At 64.4% G+C, this 20,403-nt stretch carries 22 protein-coding genes; 5 read left to right on the forward strand and 17 right to left on the reverse strand.

The window, feature by feature from the left end; translation table 11 throughout:
• Nucleotides 1-37 precede the first annotated feature (37 nt).
• Complete coding sequence (locus ABG82_RS20275) at nt 38-835, reverse strand: IclR family transcriptional regulator (RefSeq protein WP_043077698.1); 798 nt, start codon at nt 833-835, stop codon at nt 38-40.
• 111 nt (nt 836-946) lie between these two features.
• Between ABG82_RS20275 and ABG82_RS20280 the strand changes: the two genes are divergently transcribed.
• On the forward strand, nt 947-1,942 hold the full coding sequence (locus tag ABG82_RS20280) for an amidohydrolase family protein (RefSeq protein WP_043077699.1): 996 nt from the start codon (nt 947-949) through the stop codon (nt 1,940-1,942).
• 88 nt (nt 1,943-2,030) lie between these two features.
• On the opposite strand, the gene ahcY is transcribed toward ABG82_RS20280, so the two are convergent.
• From ahcY to ABG82_RS20335, 11 genes are all read right to left on the reverse strand, one after another.
• Nucleotides 2,031-3,491, reverse strand: a complete 1,461-nt coding sequence (gene ahcY / locus ABG82_RS20285) for an adenosylhomocysteinase (RefSeq protein WP_043077700.1) — start codon at nt 3,489-3,491, stop codon at nt 2,031-2,033.
• A gap of 122 nt (nt 3,492-3,613) precedes the next feature.
• Complete coding sequence (locus ABG82_RS20290) at nt 3,614-4,210, reverse strand: TetR/AcrR family transcriptional regulator (RefSeq protein ID WP_043077755.1); 597 nt, start codon at nt 4,208-4,210, stop codon at nt 3,614-3,616.
• A gap of 74 nt (nt 4,211-4,284) precedes the next feature.
• The gene (locus tag ABG82_RS20295) at nt 4,285-4,473 is read right to left on the reverse strand and encodes a rubredoxin (protein ID WP_043077701.1); all 189 of its coding nucleotides are present in this window, start codon (nt 4,471-4,473) and stop codon (nt 4,285-4,287) included.
• Nucleotides 4,470-4,658 (reverse strand): rubredoxin, encoded by a 189-nt coding sequence (locus tag ABG82_RS20300; protein ID WP_052510993.1) that lies wholly within the window; start codon nt 4,656-4,658, stop codon nt 4,470-4,472. Before ABG82_RS20300 ends, ABG82_RS20295 begins: the two co-directional genes overlap by 4 nt.
• A 1-nt stretch (nt 4,659) precedes the next feature.
• On the reverse strand, nt 4,660-5,889 hold the full coding sequence (locus ABG82_RS20305) for an alkane 1-monooxygenase (protein ID WP_043077702.1): 1,230 nt from the start codon (nt 5,887-5,889) through the stop codon (nt 4,660-4,662).
• Between the two features lie 155 nt (nt 5,890-6,044).
• Nucleotides 6,045-7,520: an amino acid permease gene (locus ABG82_RS20310; protein ID WP_043077703.1), complete on the reverse strand. Its 1,476-nt coding sequence runs from the start codon at nt 7,518-7,520 to the stop codon at nt 6,045-6,047.
• A 53-nt stretch (nt 7,521-7,573) separates the two neighbouring features.
• Nucleotides 7,574-8,497: a cation diffusion facilitator family transporter gene (locus tag ABG82_RS20315; RefSeq protein WP_043077704.1), complete on the reverse strand. Its 924-nt coding sequence runs from the start codon at nt 8,495-8,497 to the stop codon at nt 7,574-7,576.
• A gap of 32 nt (nt 8,498-8,529) precedes the next feature.
• Nucleotides 8,530-9,747 (reverse strand): mannose-6-phosphate isomerase, class I, encoded by a 1,218-nt coding sequence (gene manA, locus ABG82_RS20320; RefSeq protein WP_043077705.1) that lies wholly within the window; start codon nt 9,745-9,747, stop codon nt 8,530-8,532.
• Complete coding sequence (locus tag ABG82_RS20325) at nt 9,744-10,811, reverse strand: hypothetical protein (protein WP_043077706.1); 1,068 nt, start codon at nt 10,809-10,811, stop codon at nt 9,744-9,746. Before ABG82_RS20325 ends, manA begins: the two co-directional genes overlap by 4 nt.
• Nucleotides 10,811-12,211 (reverse strand): phosphomannomutase/phosphoglucomutase, encoded by a 1,401-nt coding sequence (locus tag ABG82_RS20330; protein WP_043077707.1) that lies wholly within the window; start codon nt 12,209-12,211, stop codon nt 10,811-10,813. Before ABG82_RS20330 ends, ABG82_RS20325 begins: the two co-directional genes overlap by 1 nt.
• Nucleotides 12,212-12,418: 207 nt before the next feature.
• Entirely contained in the window at nt 12,419-12,829 is a 411-nt protein-coding gene (locus ABG82_RS20335; RefSeq protein ID WP_078343956.1) for a DUF3499 domain-containing protein, read from the reverse strand.
• Nucleotides 12,830-12,959: 130 nt separating this feature from the next.
• On the opposite strand from ABG82_RS20335, the gene ABG82_RS20340 reads away from it, so the two are divergent.
• Nucleotides 12,960-13,460 (forward strand): metallopeptidase family protein, encoded by a 501-nt coding sequence (locus tag ABG82_RS20340; protein ID WP_078343957.1) that lies wholly within the window; start codon nt 12,960-12,962, stop codon nt 13,458-13,460.
• A 22-nt stretch (nt 13,461-13,482) separates the two neighbouring features.
• Here ABG82_RS20340 and ABG82_RS20345 read toward each other — a convergent pair whose 3' ends face one another.
• Nucleotides 13,483-13,773, reverse strand: coding sequence for a WhiB family transcriptional regulator (locus tag ABG82_RS20345; RefSeq protein ID WP_043077757.1), 291 nt, complete (start codon nt 13,771-13,773; stop codon nt 13,483-13,485).
• A 353-nt stretch (nt 13,774-14,126) separates the two neighbouring features.
• Here ABG82_RS20345 and cofD point away from each other — a divergent pair, with 353 nt between their 5' ends.
• The 3 genes from cofD to ABG82_RS20360 are packed head-to-tail and all read left to right on the forward strand — an operon-like array spanning nt 14,127 to nt 16,998.
• Nucleotides 14,127-15,095 carry a 2-phospho-L-lactate transferase gene (gene cofD / locus ABG82_RS20350; protein WP_043077758.1) on the forward strand — a complete coding sequence of 323 codons (969 nt, stop codon included), beginning with the start codon at nt 14,127-14,129 and terminating at the stop codon, nt 15,093-15,095.
• A complete protein-coding gene (locus ABG82_RS20355) occupies nt 15,092-16,456 on the forward strand; it encodes a coenzyme F420-0:L-glutamate ligase (RefSeq protein ID WP_043077709.1) in 1,365 nt (454 codons plus the stop codon). The genes cofD and ABG82_RS20355 overlap by 4 nt, the downstream gene beginning before the upstream one ends.
• Entirely contained in the window at nt 16,453-16,998 is a 546-nt protein-coding gene (locus ABG82_RS20360; protein WP_043077710.1) for an NUDIX hydrolase, read from the forward strand. The genes ABG82_RS20355 and ABG82_RS20360 overlap by 4 nt, the downstream gene beginning before the upstream one ends.
• Here ABG82_RS20360 and ABG82_RS20365 read toward each other — a convergent pair.
• The 4 genes from ABG82_RS20365 to rfbD form a co-directional block, all read right to left on the reverse strand.
• Entirely contained in the window at nt 16,995-17,417 is a 423-nt protein-coding gene (locus ABG82_RS20365; protein ID WP_043077759.1) for a hypothetical protein, read from the reverse strand. The two genes, ABG82_RS20360 and ABG82_RS20365, sit on opposite strands and share 4 nt — an antisense overlap.
• Nucleotides 17,418-17,453: 36 nt before the next feature.
• Nucleotides 17,454-18,548, reverse strand: a complete 1,095-nt coding sequence (gene manB, locus ABG82_RS20370) for a mannose-1-phosphate guanylyltransferase (RefSeq protein ID WP_043077760.1) — start codon at nt 18,546-18,548, stop codon at nt 17,454-17,456.
• On the reverse strand, nt 18,541-19,413 hold the full coding sequence (locus tag ABG82_RS20375) for a glycosyltransferase family 2 protein (protein ID WP_043077761.1): 873 nt from the start codon (nt 19,411-19,413) through the stop codon (nt 18,541-18,543). The genes manB and ABG82_RS20375 overlap by 8 nt, the downstream gene beginning before the upstream one ends.
• Nucleotides 19,414-19,485: 72 nt before the next feature.
• A complete protein-coding gene (rfbD, locus tag ABG82_RS20380) occupies nt 19,486-20,334 on the reverse strand; it encodes a dTDP-4-dehydrorhamnose reductase (RefSeq protein WP_043077711.1) in 849 nt (282 codons plus the stop codon).
• Nucleotides 20,335-20,403: the final 69 nt, after the last annotated feature.

A 20,403-nucleotide genomic window follows, 5' to 3' on the forward strand; every position in this document is an offset into this window, starting at 1 on the left:
GCTGGTCAGCCTAGCCGTTGGGCCCAGTCAACAGGCCTCACCCTCGTGAGAAGGCAATAGGAGTCATATTTTTCCAAGCCGCTGCAATGCTTACCGCGCTTGATTCGAGTTCGTTGGCGAGATACCCGGCGTCGCCGCGTGAAAGGCGAGAGGTCGGCGCGGCAAGCACTACCGCCGCAGCCTGGACACCCGCCGGATGGTCGATCGCGACCCCCACTGCGCGGATCCCGTCTTCTGCTTCCCCGTCATTCAGCGCCCATCCACGCTCTCTAACCAGCGCCAGTTCGCGCTGCAGCCTGCGCAAAGAGCAAATCGTGCGGGCGGTGAGAACGGGCCATTCGAAGCCTTCATACAAGACATCCACATGCTCCGGCTCAAGCAGCGCTAGCAGTGCCTTACCTCCGGCGGTGGTATGCGCCGGCAGCTGTACGCCCGCGCGCGAACCTACCCGCAGGCCTCGCTCACAGTCCGCGGCGTAGAGGAAGTCCGTCACCAGCTCACGCCGCCGCACCAGGTGAGCCGTTTCCCCTGTTCGCCTTGCAAGCGCCTGTAATTCGTCAACCGCCGCCGCAGTCAAAGCCCGGTCGCGCTCCACCGTAGCGGCGGTAGCGGCAACGAATGCCGGCCCCACGACGTAACGACGACCGGTTGAGCTACGTGCCGCCATGCCTTCCTGTTCCAGTGCGGTCAACAACCGGTGAGCGGTGGATGGAGCGACCTCCAGGACACGGCTTACATCCGTCACCCTCAGCTGACCGGACTCGGCAAGCATCAGCACAAGCCGCAGCGCCCGCCGGGCGGACTGCGCCGACACAGCCGAGTCATTTTTCCGCATAGCGGAAATTATCCCCCCTCTCGCTGACCATGCGATGGACAGCCGTTTCGTTACGCAGGTACCCAGGAAGAACGAACTACCACCGCGCATACACACCGACAGGACTGACAGATGCTGGGAAAGATCGCGCTCGAAGAACACGTTTCCACTCCGGAGAACAACGCGGCCTGGGACAGCCGTGGAGAGGCATCTCGGAATGGCGAGTCCTACATGAGAGAAGTCGAACAACTGCTCCTGGACACAGACAACCGAATCGCGGACATGGATCGCTACGGGATCGAGCGCGCAATCCTGTCGCTGACCTCGCCCGGCATACAGAGCATTTCCGATGTCGCCATTGCCTGCGCAGCCGCCCGGAACGCAAACGACTATCTACACGACGTGTACGTCGCCGCTCACCCGTCGAGATTGGGCTTCTTTGCTGCTGTCGCTCTGCAGAACCCAGTGGCTGCGGCCGATGAGCTGGAACGTGCGGTGAAAGACCTTGGTGCGCACGGTGTGCTGATCAACGGATACACCAATACCGGCACGGGCGATGAGATCCGGTACCTCGATGATCCGGCCAACATGCCTTTCTGGCAGCGGGTTTCAGACCTCGCCGTCCCCGTCTATCTTCATCCCCGCGAGCCTGTCGCGAGTCAGCGTCTGATCTACCAGGACTATGGGTCGCTCGTCGGATCCGCCTGGGGGTTCGGTCATGAGACCGGCACGCATGCGGTGCGACTGATGCTCAGCGGGCTCTTCGACGTGTTTCCCGCCATCCAGATCATCCTGGGGCATCTCGGTGAGGGGCTACCTTTTCTACTTCCCCGGCTCAGCCACCGGCTATGGAAGCAGCGCGAGGGAAGTGGACTCGGCGTGGCCAAGCGGCCCGTCGAGGAGTACTTCCACGAAAACTTCCACCTGACCACCAGCGGGCACTTTCACACCAATGCCCTCCTCGACGCGATCAGCGAGGTCGGCTCCGACCGCTTGCTTTTCGCTGTCGACTACCCCTATGAATCCATGGCCGAGGCCGCCGATTGGTTCGATAACGCACTATTGCCCGACGATGACAGAGTCAAGATTGGTAGTCGAAACGCTAAGGCGCTGTTCGATTTACAGTAAATCTTGACGAGCTTGGCCACGTCCGGACGGCCTACGCAAAGGCCCCCGGCACCGAGGTGCCGGGGGCCTTGTACGAGTTTGTCGAGAATCAGTAGCGGTAGTGCTCCGGCTTGTACGGGCCTTCCACGTCCACACCGATGTACTCGGCCTGGTCTTTAGAAAGCCGAGTGAGCTTTCCTCCTAATGCCTCGACGTGGATGCGCGCCACCTTCTCGTCCAGGTGCTTGGCCAGGCGGTAGACCTCGTTGTCGTACTCGTCGTTCTTGGTCCACAGCTCGATCTGCGCGATCACCTGGTTGGAGAAGCTGTTGCTCATCACGAACGACGGGTGGCCGGTCGCGTTACCCAGGTTCAGCAGACGTCCCTCGGACAGCACGATGATCGACTTGCCCGAGTCGCCGAACGTCCACTGATCGACCTGCGGCTTGATGTTCAGCCGGACCGCGCCCGACTTCTCCAGCGCCGCCATGTCGATCTCGTTGTCGAAGTGGCCGATGTTGCCCAGGATCGCGTGATCCTTCATCGCCTTCATGTGGTCGAGCAGGATGATGTCGAAGTTGCCGGTCGCGGTCACCACGATGTCGGCGTTGCCGATCGCCTCCTCGACGGTCACCACGTCGTAGCCGTCCATCAGCGCCTGCAGGGCGTTGATGGGGTCGATCTCGGTGACCTGCACGCGCGCACCCTGACCGGCCAGCGACTCGGCACAACCCTTGCCCACGTCGCCGTAGCCGCAGATCAGCACCTTCTTGCCGCCGATCAGCGCGTCGGTGCCGCGGTTGATGCCGTCGACCAGCGAGTGCCGGGTGCCGTACTTGTTGTCGAACTTGCTCTTGGTCACCGAGTCGTTGACGTTGATGGCCGGGAACGCCAGCTCGCCGGCGGCGGCGAACTGGTACAGGCGCAGCACGCCGGTGGTGGTCTCCTCGGTGACGCCCTGCACCGATTCGGCGATCTTGGTCCACTTGTCCTTGTCGGTCTCGAACCGCTCACGCAGCAGGTTCAGGAAGACCTTGTACTCAGCCGAGTCGTTCTCGTCCGCGGGCGGCACCACACCGGCCTGCTCGAACTGCGCACCGCGCAGCACCAGCATGGTGGCGTCGCCGCCGTCGTCGAGGATCATGTTGGCCGGCTCGTTGGGCCAGGTGAGCATCTGCTCGGCGGCCCACCAGTACTCCTCCAGGGTCTCGCCCTTCCAGGCGAAGACCGGGGTGCCCTGAGGCTCCTCCGGGGTGCCGTGAGGCCCGACGACGACCGCGGCCGCGGCGTGATCCTGGGTGGAGAAGATGTTGCACGACGCCCAGCGCACCTCGGCGCCCAGCGCCACCAGGGTCTCGATCAGCACCGCGGTCTGAATCGTCATGTGCAGCGAACCAGAAATGCGAGCGCCCTTGAGCGGCAACACTTCCGCGTACTCCCGGCGCAGCGCCATCAGGCCAGGCATCTCGTGCTCGGCGAGACGGATCTCCTTGCGGCCAAACTCGGCCTCGGAAAGATCGGCCACCTTGTAATCAATGCCGTTACGTACGTCGGCTACCAGCTCGGTCATCGCCACCTCAATCAAGTCTCTGAAGTATGTCAATCCCCATGACACACACGGGTCCGCCACCAGGTTAGCGCGTGAGAGCAGCGGATAGTTAGATCAGGTACCGAGATTTACGCAGGTGCAGGTCACGCCTTGTCGGCAAGCGCGTTGGTCTCCACGAACGGGGACAACAACCGCGCCATATCGAGCGCGACATCATGATCGGACTCCGGCGGCATCGACACATAGCTAATCGCCAGTCGCACAATCGACCTCGCGAGGATGGCCGCGTCTTCCGCACTGGCTGCCACCCAGCTGTTCGCGAACGACTGGGTGAGCCGCGCCGACGCCGGCAGCACGATCAACGCGCTGTCGACCGTCACGAGGCGCATGAGCTCGGGCTTGGCCTCGCCGGTCAACAACGAGATGACCATCGGGTCTGCGGCGCTCTCGGCGAAGAAGGCCGCGAACCCCTGATGTAACGCACCGTGGATATCGCCGACGTTGGCGTAGATCGCATCGTTGACGGAGTCAGCCAGACGCAAGGCCAGCCGCAGGGCGTATCCCTGGGCCAGCCCCTGCCGGGAGCCAAACTCGTTGTAGAGCGTTTGACGACTGACCCCGGCTCGGCGAGAGACAGCAGACATCGTGACCGCCGACCAATCCTGATGACGCAGCAGATCTCCGAGCGCATCCAGGACCGACTCGCGCAGCAGCGCCCTCGCGGCCTCGGCATACGGCACTCGCGGCGTCACACCGGGCAGCCTGGCAGGGGCGCTGGCCGACGTCAATGCGTCCCTGCCCGGCAGCACGTCAGTCATGGCCGCGCGATCTCTACCATCACGAAGTCGGCCTTGGCCGCTCCGCAGTCCGGGCAGCTCCAGTCGTCGGGAATGTCATCCCACCGCGTGCCCGGCCCGATCCCGTCTTCCGGCCAACCGAGAGCCTCGTCGTACTGGAACCCGCACTGCATGCATTCGTACAGTTTGTAGTCGTCGTCACTCATGAGCCCGCTCCTGATTTTGAGGATTCAAAGACTTCGAAATCCACTTTCTCGCGCACTCCGCAGTCCGGGCAGCACCAGTCGTCGGGAATCTCCGACCAGGCCGTCCCCGCCGGGAACCCCTCGCGAGGGGCACCCTTGCTCTCGTCGTACACGTACTGACATATAGGGCAACGGTACTGCGACATTTCAGGCCGCCCCTTCCGTCACGCCGTACTTGGCCAGAATCTTTGTGCGCTTACGCGGCTGGATGTTCACCCGGGTGATATCGCCGTCGTAGTGATCGAGAACCCGATGGTCCATGACCTTGCGCCACAGCGGCGGGAAGTAGGCCAGGGTGAGCATGGTGGCGTACCCGCTGGGCAGATTCGGCGCGCCGTCCATGCTGCGCAGGGTCTGGTAGCGCCGCGTGGGGTTGGCGTGGTGATCGCTGTGCCGCTGCAGGTGATACAGGAAGATATTGGTCACCAGGTGGTCGGAGTTCCAGCTGTGTTTGGGCGTGCAGCGCTCGTAGCGCTCGCCATTCTTCTGACGCAGCAGTCCGTAGTGCTCCAGGTAGTTCACCGTCTCCAGGAAGGTGAAGCCATAGATGGCCTGAATGATCAGGAACGGGATGACCGCGGTGCCGAAGATGGCGATGGTGACTCCGAACAGCACCACCGACATGATCCAGGCATTCACCACGTCGTTGCTCGGGTGCAGCACAAAGCGGTTCAGCCGCTTCATACGCGTGGCCTCCAGGTGCCACGAGGACTTCAGGCTGCCCCACACGCTGCGCGGCCAGAATCCCCAGAAGGTCTCACCGAAGCGTGAACTGGCCGGATCCTCGGGAGTCGCCACCCGCACGTGGTGTCCGCGGTTGTGCTCGATGTAGAAGTGGCCGTAGAAGGTCTGCGCCAACGTGATCTTGGAGAGCCAGCGCTCCAGCTCATCCTTCTTGTGTCCCATCTCGTGAGCGGTGTTGATACCCACACCACCGAGCACGCCGATCGACGCCGCGATACCCAGCTTGGAAATCCAGCTGATGCCGTGATCGAACCCGATCCAGCTCAGGTCGGTGGCGGTGAAGTAGTAGGCACCCAAGAAGAAGCTCGCGTACTGGAACGGGATGAAGATGTACGTGCAGTAGCGGTAGTACTTGTCGTTCTCCAGCGCCTCCATCACCTCATCGGGCGCGTTCTCGCCGTCGGCGCCGAAGTTCAGATCCAGCAGGGGCAGGATCACGTAGACCAACAGCGGGCCGATCCAGAAGAAGATCGGCGAGAACTGCTGCCAACCGAGCTGGTTCATCGCGTAGACCAGAGCTGTCGCGATGAAGATCGCCGTGGGCGGGATCATGCCGTACAGCCACATGTAGCGCTTACGGTCACGCCACTCTGCGGCGGGCTGCACCGGGCTGGTTTCAAGGTTTGACGTCATCGTCACTTCTCCTCGTCGATATCTGCGTGAGGTACGTCACCGAACAGACTTGACGATAGGGCATGTTTCGTCGCATGTCTAGACAAATCAGTATGTTTTGTAAAGCACCTGGTGGCGCGCGTCACCCACTCGGGTACACACGGGAAGAAATCGAGTTACTGCTCGACGGCGACGCGCTGGCCGAGCACCGAGTGCTTGCGGCTGTAGGCGAAGTAGACGATCACGCCGAGGGCCATCCAGCTCAATGCGAACACCCAGGTACGCACCGCAAGGTTGAGCATCAACCACCCACACGCCACGATCGCGACAACCGGCAGCCACGGCACACCCGGGGTCCGGAAGCTGCGGGGCAGGTCGGGCCGGGAGCGCCGCAACACGATGACCCCGGCCGAAACCAGCACAAACGCGAACAGCGTGCCGACGTTGACGATCTCCTCCAAACCCTCGATCGGGGTGAGAGACGCGGCTATCGCGACAAGGAAGCCCACGATCAGCGTGATGCGGATGGGTGTGCCGTGCGAGCCGGTGCGCGCGAGCTCACGCGGCAGCAGTCCGTCGCGGCACATCGCGAAAATGACCCGGATCTGTCCGAGCATCAACACCATGACCACCGTGGTCAGCCCGGCCAGCGCACCGATCGCGATCACCTTGGCCGCCCAATCGATGCCGTTGAGATGAAATGCCGTCGACAGGTTCGGGTGCGAGTCGGCCGCCCGTAGATCGCTGTATTTGACCATTCCGGAAAGCACAACCGTCACCGCGACGTACAGCACAGTGACGATGACCAGCGAGGCGATGATGCCGCGCGGGACGTCCTTTTGCGGGTTCCGTGTCTCTTCCGCGGTGGTGGCGACCACATCGAAGCCGATGAATGCGAAGAACACGATCGACGCGCCCGCCAATACGCCGAACCAGCCGTACTGACTACCGCTGCCGCCCGCGATGAAGGAGAACAGAGACTGATCCAGCCCCGTCCGGCTGGAACTACCCGCCTCCGCGGGAGGAATGAATGGTGAGTAGTTGGCCGCCTTGATGAAGAACGCACCGACGATAATCACCAACAACACCACCAGCACCTTGATGGTCGTGATGACGAGCGACACTCTCGAAGACAGCTTGGTGCCGACGGCAAGCAGCACGGTCAGTACCGAAACAATGAGCAACGCACCCCAGTCGATCTTGACCGATCCCAGATGCACTGTGCCGCTGGATAACCCAAATACAGTGCTGAGATAGCTGGACCACCCCTTGGCCACGGTCGCCGCGCCCACCGAGAATTCCAGAATGAGATCCCAACCCAGAATCCAGGCGGCGAACTCACCGAACGTCGCATAGGAAAAGGTGTAGGCGCTCCCGGCAACCGGGATGGTCGAGGCGAATTCGGCGTAACACATCGCCGCCAGGCCACAGCCGATCGCGGCCATGATGAAGGAGAGCGAGATCGCCGGTCCGGTGACATTGGCCGCCGTCGACGCCGTGACCGTGAAGATACCGGCACCGATAACCACCGAGACCCCGAAAACGGTGAGATCCCACCACGTTAGGTCCCTACGAAGCTTGGTTTCCGGCTCGTCGGTATCCGCGATCGACTGCTCGACAGACTTGGTTCGCCACAATCCGCTACCTGGCATTACGGCAGTCTTGCACAAGCCCCATGCTCACGACGGTTGATCACACCGGCTAGCTAAGAATTCGCGGCCGAACGATCCAGATCCGGTTCCAGATAGATCACCCGCGCTATCGGTACCGCCGTGCGCACCCGCCGCTCGGCGGCGTCGATCGTGGCGGCAACCCGCGGCAGATCCGCCGTCGGCGTGATCGCTATCTTGGCCGCGACCAACAGCTCTTCCGGGCCCAGATACTCGGTACGGCAATGAATTACCCGCTCGACGTCATCGGTCCCAGCCAGCGCTTCCAGAATCGCCTGCTCCTGCGCCGCGGTCGCGCCCTCCCCGATGAGCAAGCTCTTCATCTCGACCATGAGGACGATGGCGATGATGCCCAACAGCACACCAATGGCCACGGTGCCGATCCCGTCCCACACCGGATCGCCGGTGAGAATCGTCATACCGACGCCGAACAACGCGAACGCCAAACCCAGCAGCGCACCGGAGTCCTCCAACAGCACGACGGGCAGCTCGGGGTTGCGCGAATTCCGGATGAACTGCCACCAGGTGGCTCCGCCCTTCAGCGGCTTGGACTCCACGAAGGCGGTGCGGAAGCTGTAGCCCTCCAGCGCTATGGCCACGCCCAGGATGACCACCGCGACAATGGGCGACTGAAGATGCTCGGGAGCATGGATCTTGTGGTAGCCCTCGTAGAGCGCGAAGACCGACCCCAGCGTGAACAACACCAGCGCGACCACAAACGAATAGAAGAATCTGCTTCGCCCATACCCGAACGGGTGCAGGCGATCTGCTTCCTTGCTCGCGGCGCGCTGTCCATACAGCAGCAGGCCCTGGTTCGAGGTGTCCGCTATCGAGTGCACGGCCTCGGCGAGCATCGATGAACTTCCGGTGATCGCGAAGCCGATGAATTTGGCCACGGCGATACCGGCATTGGCCGCCAGCGCCGCGATGATCGCCCTCTTACTGCCACCTGCCGACATCGACTCTCCTTCTGTTCCCCGCCCGCCGGACGCTACGCGTCCGCGTCGACCGTTGCCATGAACACCCGGGCACCGGACTGCCCGGTCAGCGTGATGCTGCCGCCATCGGCCGGCACCCACACCGATTGCCCGGCGTGTGTTTCAAGGGCAATCCCCGAACCGTCCAGACGCACGCTGCCCTGAGTGCACAACAGGATTTGCGGTCCCCTGACCGCCACGTGCACGGGCTCGCCATCCACCAGATCGAAACGCGACAGCGCGAACTCCTTGGCGGGCGTGCAGTACCGGGTCTGCGCGCCCTCGGTGACGGTCTCAACATGCAGATGCTTCTCCGAGGCGGGCGAAAAATCCAGCACCCTAAGCAATTCGGGAACATCGACGTGCTTGGGCGTGAGTCCACCCCGCAGCACGTTGTCCGAGTTGGCCATGATCTCCACTGCCAGGCCACGCAGATACGCGTGCAGGTTCCCGGCGGGCAGATAGATCCCCTCGCCCGGCTCCAGCGTCAGCCGATTCAACAGCAGCGAGGCCAGCACTCCCGCATCGGCGGGATAGCGCTCGCCCAACTCCAGGAGCGTGCGAGCCTCGCCGACGAAGCGCCCGTCGTCGGAGGACAAATAGCGCACCGCACCCTCAAGTACCGCGGGCACCAACACATCCAGGCTCGGTTGCGGAAGGGTGATCCAGGTGGTGAACAAGGCCCGCAGGCCATCGGCGTCGGATTGGCCGGCCAGCAGGTTCACATACGGCGTCAGCGCTTCGACATCCAGCGCACGGAACAGTTCCACGGTGTCGCCGGGATCGCGGAAACCGGCCAATGCCTCAAAACGGTCCAGTGCCACCACAAGTTCGGGCTTGTGATTGCGATCGCGATAGTTGCGCACCGGAGAGTTCAACGGCACACCCGCGGCCTCCTCACGCGCGTACCCGTCCGCGGCCTGCTGCGCACTGGGGTGCGCTTGCAAAGAAAGCGGCTCGTCGGCCGCCAGTACCTTGAGCAGGAAGGGCAGCTGGTCACCGAACTCCGCCACCGAGGCCGGCCCCAGCTGACCGGCTGGATCGGCGGCCACCACATCAAGCAATGACTCTGCGCCACTGCTGGTTTCCAGGTAGGCCGGGTCGGCCGGATGGGCACCGAGCCACAGCTCGGCCTCCGGGTGTGGTGTGGGCGTCGGGCGGCCGGTGAACTCGGCGATGGCAGTCCGCGAACCCCAGGCGTATGTCCTGATCGCCCCCCTGAGCAGATTCACAGCCCGGATCGCCCCCCACCGAGCCGGGCATACACCGAGGCCATTTCGAGCCGCGTCGAGAGCATCATCAACTGGGCGAACTCCGAGGGCCGGGCGGCCGCGGGGCCGAGGTCGGTGGTACTCAGCAGCTCAGCCTCGTCGATACCCTCGATTCTCGCCGCGACCGATTGAAAATCGCTGTCGGTGGCAAGCGCCAGAATTCGCGGCGGACCATCGCTGCGCGGACCGTCGATGAACTCGTCATGAAACAACGAATTATCGCTAGATCCCCTGCTCGACAAAGCATCCCGCACCGCGGCCAGTGCCTGCGAGAGCCCGCACGCCGTGGCGGTGCGCTGCGTCAGCCGCAACAGTGTCGCCGCCGCGTGTCCGGCCAGCGCCAGCGTGGCCGGCCGGTCCCCACACAACACCGCGGGTCCACCGGTCAAGCGTGCGGCAATAGCCTTGGCGGCGTTGGTGAAGACCTCGCGCCCCACGGTGTTGCGGGACACCTCACCGTCCACCTCGTCGGCGATCGTCATCACATCGGGCGCCACCGACCTGTCCAGCACGCCGAGCACCGCGGCACCGACCGCAAGATTGTGAGCAAGACTGAAAGTGTCCGGTACCCGCAGCCGGGGCGCGAGCGAAATCGCGCGTCCTGCACCGGAATCAGCCAGGGGCCCCTCATCGGGCGCGGCTATCACCACTCGCGCTCCCCGGCGTGTGCCCACCGACACCGCGGCGCTGAGCGCCGGGTCACCAGCATCATCACCGGCGATCACTATGACATCGAGCGGACCCACCCACACCGGCGCCCGGGTGGCCGTCACAAACGGGAGGCTCACCGTATCCGATAGTGCCCCAGCCAAAATCGCGCCGGCCGTAGCAGCGGTGCCCCGACCCGAAATCCACACAACGGCCCGTGACCGGTCCTCCGATCGGAGCGGCTCCAACGCACCCTCCGCAACGGCAGTGCCCACCGCACGCACCTGCGATCCGGCCATGGACGCGGCTTGCAACGACCCATCGCGGTCCGCCGCCAAGAGCGCCTCGGCGTCGTCCAGATCGATGGTGGCGTTCATCAGGTGCCGGCCTCTGTCCGATCAACCAATTCCGTGACGCGCGCAACCACCGCGGCCACATCTTCATCGGTGCGCGCCTCGACGTTGAGTCGCAGCAGGGGCTCGGTGTTGGATGTCCGCAGATTGAACCACGTTCCCGCACCGATATCGACGGTGACGCCGTCGAGATGATCGATCGAAACTATCTGTGTGCCAAATGACTTCAGCACTTCATCGATACACGCTTTGGCATCGGAGACGCGGAAGTTGATCTCGCCGGACGATGCGTATCGTTCGTAATCGGACATGAGATCCGACAGCGGCCGGTCTTGTTCGCTGAGCGCCGCCAGTACATGCAGAGCCGCCAGCATGCCGGAGTCCGCGCCCCAGAAGTCCCGGAAGTAATAGTGAGCGGAATGCTCGCCACCGAAGATCGCGCCCGTCTCTGCCATCAACGCCTTGATGAAGGAATGGCCCACCCGCGATCGCACCGGAGTTCCGCCATGCTCCACCACTAGCTCGGGGACTGCGCGCGAGGTGATCAGGTTGTGGATGATGGTGCCGCCGATTTCCCGGTCCAACTCTCGCCGCGCCACCAAAGCGGTTACCGCGGAGGGCGAAACGGCACGCCCGCGCTCATCAACCACAAAACACCGGTCGGCGTCGCCGTCGAAGGCAAGACCGATATCAGCGCTCTCCGTGGCGACAAATGCCTGCAGATCCCGCAGATTCTCGGGATCGAGCGGATTGGCCTCGTGGTTGGGAAAGTTGCCGTCCAACTCGAAGTACAAGGGCGACAGCGTGATCGACGAAATCGCGCCCAGTACCGCGGGTGTCGTGTGCCCGGCCATGCCGTTACCGGCATCCACCGCGACCCGAAGTGGGCGCGCCCCGCTCAGCTGGACCAGCGACCGCAGGAACTCGCCGTACTCGGCCAGCACATCGCGCTCGGTGACGGCGCCCACCGAACCGTCGTAGGCCGGCACGCCGTTGATGAGCTCATCGCTGATGACGGACAGGCCGGTGTCCTTGCCCACCGGCTTGGCGCCCGCGCGGCACAGCTTGATCCCGTTGTACGCGGCCGGATTGTGACTGGCCGTGAACATCGCGCCCGGGCAGTCCAACAATCCGGAGGCGAAGTACAGCTGGTCGGTGGACGCCAGCCCGATCTGCACCACATCCACGCCCTGGGCGGTGACGCCCTCGGTGAATGCCTGCGCCAAGGAGGGCGAGGAGTCCCGCATATCGCGGCCCACCACTACGCGCAGCGGCGCGGACGAATCCGGTTGTTCAGCCTTGACCAGGCGCGCGAACGCGGACCCCACGTCGAAGACAAAGGACTCATCGATCTGCTCGCCCAATAGTCCACGGACGTCGTACGCCTTGATGACAGCGTGGACAGCGTCGGCGGACCGGGCCATGACGAGAGCACTCCTATTGGTCTGTGGAAAATTCGGACGTTAGGTCTCGCTGGCCAGCCTAGTGGTCGGTGCGTGCCCAACGTGAACGTCCGGCGAGAGGCTACAGAATGTAATCAGGCCGCGCCGAAAGTACCTAATCACAGCCGCTCGGTATCGGCGCTGACATGCACCGCCCGCACGCAGGTTGATTGTTCTTTCGGACCGGGCTCACTCGGACGGATCAGGCAGAACTCTCAGGTGACCGCGGCGGCGGCCCACCGGAGCGGGATGCACGGGGCGTGGGGCCGCGTTGGGCGCCGGGCTGCTGACATCGAGCGCAGGCTCACTGAATCCCGCCGCGGCCACCCGGACCGCGGTGGGCTCGCGTACCGCGTCGGCCAGGGCAACCAGGTCATCGTCCTCTGGATTCGACGGCAAGGGGCCGTTGTAGCGGACCAGCTCCCATCCGCGGGGCGCGGTGATCCGGCTCGCGTGCTGCGCGCACAGATCCCACGAATGCGGCTCGCTGGATGTGGCCAGCGGCCCGACCACGGCCGTCGAATCCGCGTAGACGAACGTCAACGTCGCCACGGCGGAATTCGGGCACCCGGGTCGACAGCAGCGACGGGGGGCTCTCACAAACGTTGAGGCTAGCGTGCGCAAACACGTTCCGACCCGCAGACACGCGCTGTACGCGCACCGAGACCGTCCGGTGACCGGCTCGTTGTGATTCGTCAATCACAGCAGTCACACCGTTACCATCACTGGTATGTCACGTGACGGACGGCGCGGCGGCTCTGCGGGCGGGCCGAGTTCGCAGGGCTCGCGGCGGGGGCGCGATTTCCGCGGACCCCTGCTGCCGCCGACCGTGCCCGGCTGGCGCTCACGTGCCGAGCGCTTCGATATGGCCGTGCTGGAGGCCTACGAACCGATTGAACGGGCGTGGCAGTCCCGGCTAGCCGGCTTAGATGTCGCCGTCGATGAGATTCCACGCATCCAGCCCAAGGATCCGGATTCGGTGCAGTGGCCACCGGAAGTGATCGCGGACGGACCGATACCGCTGGCGAGGCTGATTCCTGCCGGCGTGGACACCCGGGGTAACACCACCCGGGCGCGGATTGTGTTGTTCCGCAAGCCGATCGAATTGCGCGCGAAGAAATCTGGGGATTTGGCGGATCTGCTGCACGACTTGCTGGTCGCGCAGGTTGCCACCCACCTGGGGGTGGAGCCGTCGGTGATCGACCCGACCATCACCGACGAGGGCGACTAACCGCGCCCGGCCGAACGGGGAGTCAGATGATGCCCCGCTTCAGGCGACGGCGCTCACGCTCGGAAAGCCCTCCCCAAATGCCGAACCGCTCGTCATTGGCCAGTGCGTATTCGAGGCACTCGTCCTTGACTTCGCAACCCTGGCAGATGCGCTTGGCTTCACGAGTCGACCCACCCTTTTCGGGGAAGAACGCCTCGGGGTCGGTCTGTGCGCACAGCGCCTTCTCTTGCCACTGATCGTCAGCGACAGCGGCAAGCGCGTCAAAATCGTTCTGTACCAACGTCAGATGCGGACGTGCGGGCGACAAGCCCATCGCACCCGTGCTAACGCCGGAAGTCAGCTCGTCGCGTACGCCGAATTCATTGTGCCCGAACAGCATCGTCCCGCCTCCTCACTGTTCCTGTCGCATCCCAATGCAACTCGTATTGCCCGGTTTCGTGCCCACAACTGTGTTTCCCGGCCATTCCATTCGAACATTTGATCGAATCCCGGTCTGCGCCTGTGCCTTACAAACTCAGGCCGAGGAATGACACTGGTGTGATTACACACGTGTTCGCTGCCGGGGTCAAGCGAAGGACGAAAATTCATACCATCTACGACCGACAAAACCGGCGTGGCGCCCGCGTGGCGTGTCGCGCCATTGCCGGCGCACTAGTGTCGGTCAACGTGAAAGTCACCGTCCTCGTCGGCGGCGTCGGCGGAGCGCGCTTCCTCCTCGGCGTCCAACGCTTGCTCGGGCCAGATCCCAGCAAGCATCAGATAAACGCCATCGTGAACATTGGCGACGACGCCTGGATGCATGGTGTCAGGATCTGTCCTGACCTGGACACCTGCATGTACACCCTGGGCGGCGCGGTCGATCCGGAGCGCGGCTGGGGGCACCGCGGCGAGACGTGGAATGCCATGGAGGAGCTGGCGGCCTACGGAGCGCAACCCGACTGGTTCTCGCTCGGCGACAGGGACCTGGCCACTCACCTCATACGCAGTCAAATGCTGCGAGCCGGTTACCCGCTATCGGCGGTCACCGAAGCGTTATGCAATCGATGGCAGCCCGGAGTCCGGCTGTTACCCGCCAGCGACGACCGCTGCGAAACCCACGTGGTGATCACCGACCCCTCCGACGGCGAGCAGCGCGCCATCCATTTCCAGCAGTGGTGGGTACAGCACCGCGCGCAGGTTCCCACGCACAGCTTCGCGTTCGTCGGCGCCGACGAAGCAAAGTCCGGACCCGGTGTCGCCGAGGCCATCGGCGAGGCCGATGTGGTCTTGCTGGCGCCCTCCAATCCGGTGGTGAGCATCGGGGCCATCTTGGCCGTCGGCGGAGTTCGCGGAGCGCTCCGCACGACCTCCGCTCCCGTCATCGGGTACTCGCCGATCGTGTCCGGCAAGCCGCTGCGCGGAATGGCCGACGAATGTTTGCGCGTGATCGGTGTCGAGGTCACCTCGCAGGGTGTGGGAGAACACTTCGGCGCACGCGCGCACACCGGAATCCTCGATGGCTGGCTCATCGACGAGGGTGATGTCGCTCACATCGAAGGTGTTCGGGTACGGTCGGTTCCGCTACTCATGACCGACCCGGACGCCACGGCAGAGATGGTGCGTGCGGGACTCGACCTGGCCGGAGTCACGCTATGAATTCCCCCACACCGGAACATGGTTCCGCCCGGCCGATAGAGATCCTACCGGTAGCGGGACTCCCCGAATTCCGCCCCGGGGACGACGTCGCGGCGGCCATCGCGGAAGCGGCTGCCTGGGTGCGCGACGGCGATGTGATCGTCATCACCAGCAAGATCATTTCCAAGGCCGAAGGCCGAATCGTCGCCGCACCGACCGATCCCGAGGCCCGGGACGCCCTGCGGCGCAAGCTCATCGAGTCCGAATCGGTACGGGTGCTGGCACGCAAAGGCAAGACGCTGATCACCGAGAACACCATCGGTATCGTGCAGGCCGCCGCGGGAATCGACGCGTCCAACGTCGACACCGCCGAACTGGTTCTGCTGCCCACCGACCCGGATGCCAGCGCGGCCGCGGTCCGGAGCGCGCTGGCACAGCGCCTGGGCGCGAATGTCGCGGTGGTGATCACCGACACCATGGGGCGCGCCTGGCGTAACGGCCAAACCGATGCCGCCATCGGCGCGGCCGGCATACCTGTCCTGTACGGCTATGCCGGAGCAAAAGACAAGCACGGCAATGAACTTCAGGTCACCGAGGTCGCCATTGCCGACGAGATATCTGCCGCCGCCGACCTGGTCAAGGGCAAGCTCACCGATGTACCCGTAGCGGTGGTACGTGGCCTGGATCTGCCCAATGACGGCAGCGCGGCCCGCGATCTACTCCGCTCGGGGCCGGACGACCTGTTCTGGCTCGGCACCAACGAGGCCCTGGAACAAGGACGGCGCGAAGCGGTACTCGTGCGTCGCTCCATCCGGCAATTCGCGGATGCCGCAGTCGATCCCGATCTGCTGAGAGAGGCCATCGGTGAGGCACTCACGGCTCCGGCGCCCCATCACACCCATCCGGTTCGATTCGTCTGGGTGCGTGATCGTGGGGTGCGACGCGCACTACTGGACGCCCTGAAAGACGCCTGGACCGCCGACCTCACCGCCGACGGCCGCACCCCGGAGTCCGTGCGCAAGCGGGTAATGCGCGGACAAATCCTCTACGACGCACCAGAAATCGTGATCCCATTTCTGGTACCCGATGGCGCGCACGACTATCCGGACGCACGCCGCACCGCGGCAGAGCGCACCATGTTCACCGTCGCGGTCGGCGCGGCGGTGCAGGCACTCCTTGTCTCGCTCGCCGCACGCCAAGTGGGGAGCTGCTGGATCGGATCCACCATTTTCGCGGGGGACGTCGTGCGCCGAACGCTGGCGCTGGATTCCTCATGGGAGCCCATGGGCGCCATTGCCATCGGCTATCCCCACGGCTACCCCGAGGAGGGGCTGGACCCGCGCACTCCCCTGCCACCCGGCCAGATGCTGGTGGAACTGTGACCAGCCTGCTGCGCGAATCCACGGTGGAGCTGCTCTCCTCCTGGGACGCACCCGACGCCGAACAAGACAGCCTGCGGCACTCGGTGCTGGCGTTTCTCGACGCCAACCCCGATGCCTGCCGCCGCCGTAGCGCCGCCGGTCACATCACTGCCTCGGCGCTTGTTGTCAGCCACGACGGATCGCAGGCGCTACTGACCCTGCATCCACGGGTTGGCAAGTGGCTACAACTGGGCGGTCACTGTGAAGAGGAAGACGCCACCATCCGGGCCGCCGCCCTGCGGGAGGCCACCGAAGAATCCGGCATCAAAGGCCTGGTTCTCGAGCCGAATCTTCTTGGTATACACGTTCATCCGATTACCTGCTCGCTAGGCGTGCCAACCCGGCATCTCGACCTGCAGTTCCTGGCGCGCGCACCGAAGGGCGCGCGGATCACCGTCAGCGACGAATCACTGGACCTGCGCTGGTGGCCCATCGACCAAATTCCCGATGAGGATCACTCGGTGGTGGTGCTGGCCCAGCGCGCACAAGAGCGTTTGCGCTAGTGCCCTTCCACACGCACAAAGATGCGTGATCTTCCCGAGGCCAGCTCACCGGTGAAGACACTGATTCCGTACATGCTGTCCGCGACCCCGTAACGCGCGTTTGGCATGTCACAGCTGAACCCGGCTTTCAACCAGTCCGGATCTGTCCGTTGCGGTATGTGGTCACAGGGCACCGGTTCAGTCCGGATCGGACTGTCTCGCACCAGTATCGGCGCCGGTGGCGAGGTCGGTGACTCGAAGGCTCCCGAACGCCATCCCTGACCGACGAACGGATCCGGGAAGTACGTCATAGAAACCAGGCTGTACGAGTCCGGAATGGTGAGTTCGACCTTCTTGAGATTGTCGCGGGCACGTTGCAGATCCTGCGCCTGCTGCTCATGATCAATCTTTTTCGAGCAGCCCACTAGTGCGAGAAATATTGTCCCGCAGGCGATCAGACCAATGCCACGCATCCGCTAGACGTCCGATGAGTACCTGATGCCGCCGTCGGGAATCGTGATACCGGGCCACACCCGGGCACCGCGCAGCAGCTCGCAGCGCGCACCGATATCGGCACCGTCACCGATCACCCCGTCGCGCACCAGCGCACGCGGCCCGATCCGGGCTCCGAATCCGATGATGGAGCGTTCCACCACGGCACCCGCCTCGATGCGCGCACCGTCGAACACAACCGCGCCATCAAGCCGGGCCCCCGGACCGATTTCGGCACCCCGGCCCACCACGGTGCCGCCGATAACCAGCGCACCCGGCGCCACCGAGGCACCGTCGTGCACCAAAGCCTCGCCCGGATGCTCGGGAATGGCCGGTGAGGGGGCGATACCGCGGACCAGGTCGGCCGACCCGCGCACAAAGTCCTCCGGGGTGCCCATATCGCGCCAATAGCTGGTGTCGACGTACCCGCACACCTTGGCTCCGCCGCTCAGTAAGCCCGGGAAGACTTCCCGCTCAACCGAAACCGGCCGGCCCGAAGGGATCTGCTCAATCAGCTCGCGCCGGAAGACATAACAGCCGGCATTGATCTGGTCGGTGGGCGGGTCCTCGGTCTTCTCCAGGAACGCGGTGACCCTGCCATCGGAATCGGTAGGTACACAACCGAAAGCACGCGGGTCGCCGACTCGCACCAGGTGCAGTGTCAGATCGGCCTGAGTCTGTTCATGCTGTGCGAGAAGATCCCTCAGATCCAGACCGGACAGCACATCACCGTTGAAGATCAGCGCGGTGTCATGGCGCAGGTGGTCCAGCACATTCCGGATGGCACCGCCGGTGCCCAACGGCTCTTCCTCGTACACATAAGTGATCTGCAGACCCAGCCCGGAGCCGTCGCCGAACTCCGACTCGAAGACCTCGGCCTTGTAGGAGGTGCCGAGCACCACGTGATCGATCCCTGCCGCGGCCACCCGCGACAGCACATGAGTAAGAAAAGGGAAACCCGCGATCGGCAGCATCGGTTTGGGCGCCGACAGCGTCAGTGGACGCAACCGGGTGCCCTGCCCGCCCACCAAGATGACGGCATCGGCTTTCACGGTGCCAGAAACGATTCCCTCAGGCATGCCCATCTCCTTGCTTGTCCCGGCGCCGATTGGCGCGGATGGCCGCGCGCACCACGATCGCAGATCGAGCCGCCAATGCGCCCCGAATGCTCCAGCGCAAGGGCGCCTGCCACCAGTGTGGATGCCGGTCGGATTGGAAAATATAGACGCTGTCGTGATGAGCACCCAGGCTCCGCGCCGGATCGCGGCCGGCCGCATGGCCTTTGGCGTGCACAACCTCAGCGGTGGGTGCGTACACGTTCTGCCAGCCCGCACGCGCCAGCCGGTCCCCCAGATCAACATCCTCCATGTACATGAAGTAACGCGGGTCGAATCCACCGATGGCGTCGAAGGCCTTGCGCCGAAGCAGCAAGCAGGACCCCGAGAGCCAGCCGACGACGCGTTCGGATGGTTCCATCCGGTCCTGACGGTATGCCGCGGTCCAGGGATTGGCCGGCCAGACCGAACCCAGCAGTGCGTGCAGCGCACCGCCGGTCAGGGTCGGGATCACGCGCGCCGAGGGATACACGGTGCCGTCCGGCTCCCGGATCAGCGGCCCCAGCGCTCCGGCCGCCGGCCAGCGCTGCGCGACTTCCAGTAGCGCATCGATACTGCCCGGACCCCACTGCACATCCGGGTTGGCGATCACAATCCATTCGGCCGCGGGATCTATCTGGGCGACGCCCAGGTTGGCGGCCTTCCCATAACCGACATTGCCCCCGGTCCGCAGCAGCTCCACATCGGGCTCCTCCGCGGCCGCCTCGGGGGCACCGTCCGTCGAGCCGTTGTCGGCCAGGATCACCCGCAGCGGGAGCTCCGTGGCGTGGCGCAGCGTCCGCAGGAAGCGGTCCAGGTGCTCGCCGGGCGAATAGGTCACCGCCACCACCGCGATCTGATCGATCACCGAGGAGTCGCTTGGGCGATGAGGATCCAGCACGGTGCTAGAGGGTACCTACCCCTAGTTTGTGGCCAGCGCCTCAGCCAGCGCCTCCCGCCACGGACGCAGCGGCGTCAAACCCACATCGGCCCAATGATCACCGTCGAGCGCGGTGTATGTCGGCCGCGGCGCGGGCCCCGGGAAGTCCACCGAGAGACAGGGCTGCAATCGCGAAGTGTCCGCTCCTACCAGTTCGAACACCGCCTTCGCCCATTCAAACCGGGTCACCTCACCGCTGCCGGCCGCGTGCAGGAACGGTTCCCGGACGTCCGAGGCCGCCAGGTCCAGCAGCGCCTCGGCCAGGTCTGCGGCGTATGTCGGAGATCCGGTCTGATCGGTCACCACTCGCACCGGCCCGTCGCCTGCCGCCAACCGCCGCATGACGCCGACGAAGTCACCGTCGACACCGGTGTACACCCACGCGGTACGCACCACCTGCGCTGTCGGCAGCACCTCGTGCACGGCGCGTTCCCCGGCGACCTTGGTGCGCGCGTACACACCCGTTGGCGCTGTCGCGTCCCCCGGGCGGTACGGACGAGGGCTGGCGTCGCCGAATTCACCGTCGAACACGTAGTCGGTGGAGATATGGATCAGCCTGGCGCCAGCTTCGCGGCAAGCCTGTGCGACCCTCTCGGCGCCCTCGGCGTTCACCGCAAACGCCCTGGCCTCGTCGTTTTCCGCCGCGTCCACGGCGGTATAGGCGGCGCAGTTGATGACGATATCGCCCTCAGCAATCACACCGTCCGGCGGACTATCGTGCGTAATATCCCAATCAGCCGACGTCAGAGCGCGAATAGGGAGGTCGCGAAGCATGGCGCGAGCAATGAGGTGGGTGCCCAACTGGCCACCCGCTCCGGTGATAACAAGCACACCTAGAGTCTGGCACGCCGAGTTCGCTTCCGAGGGATGGGCATCACCCCGACGTAGCCTGAACCAGGC

It is taken from the genome of Mycobacteroides immunogenum, from assembly GCF_001605725.1.
In the GTDB taxonomy this organism is placed as follows: Bacteria; Actinomycetota; Actinomycetes; order Mycobacteriales; family Mycobacteriaceae; genus Mycobacterium; species Mycobacterium immunogenum.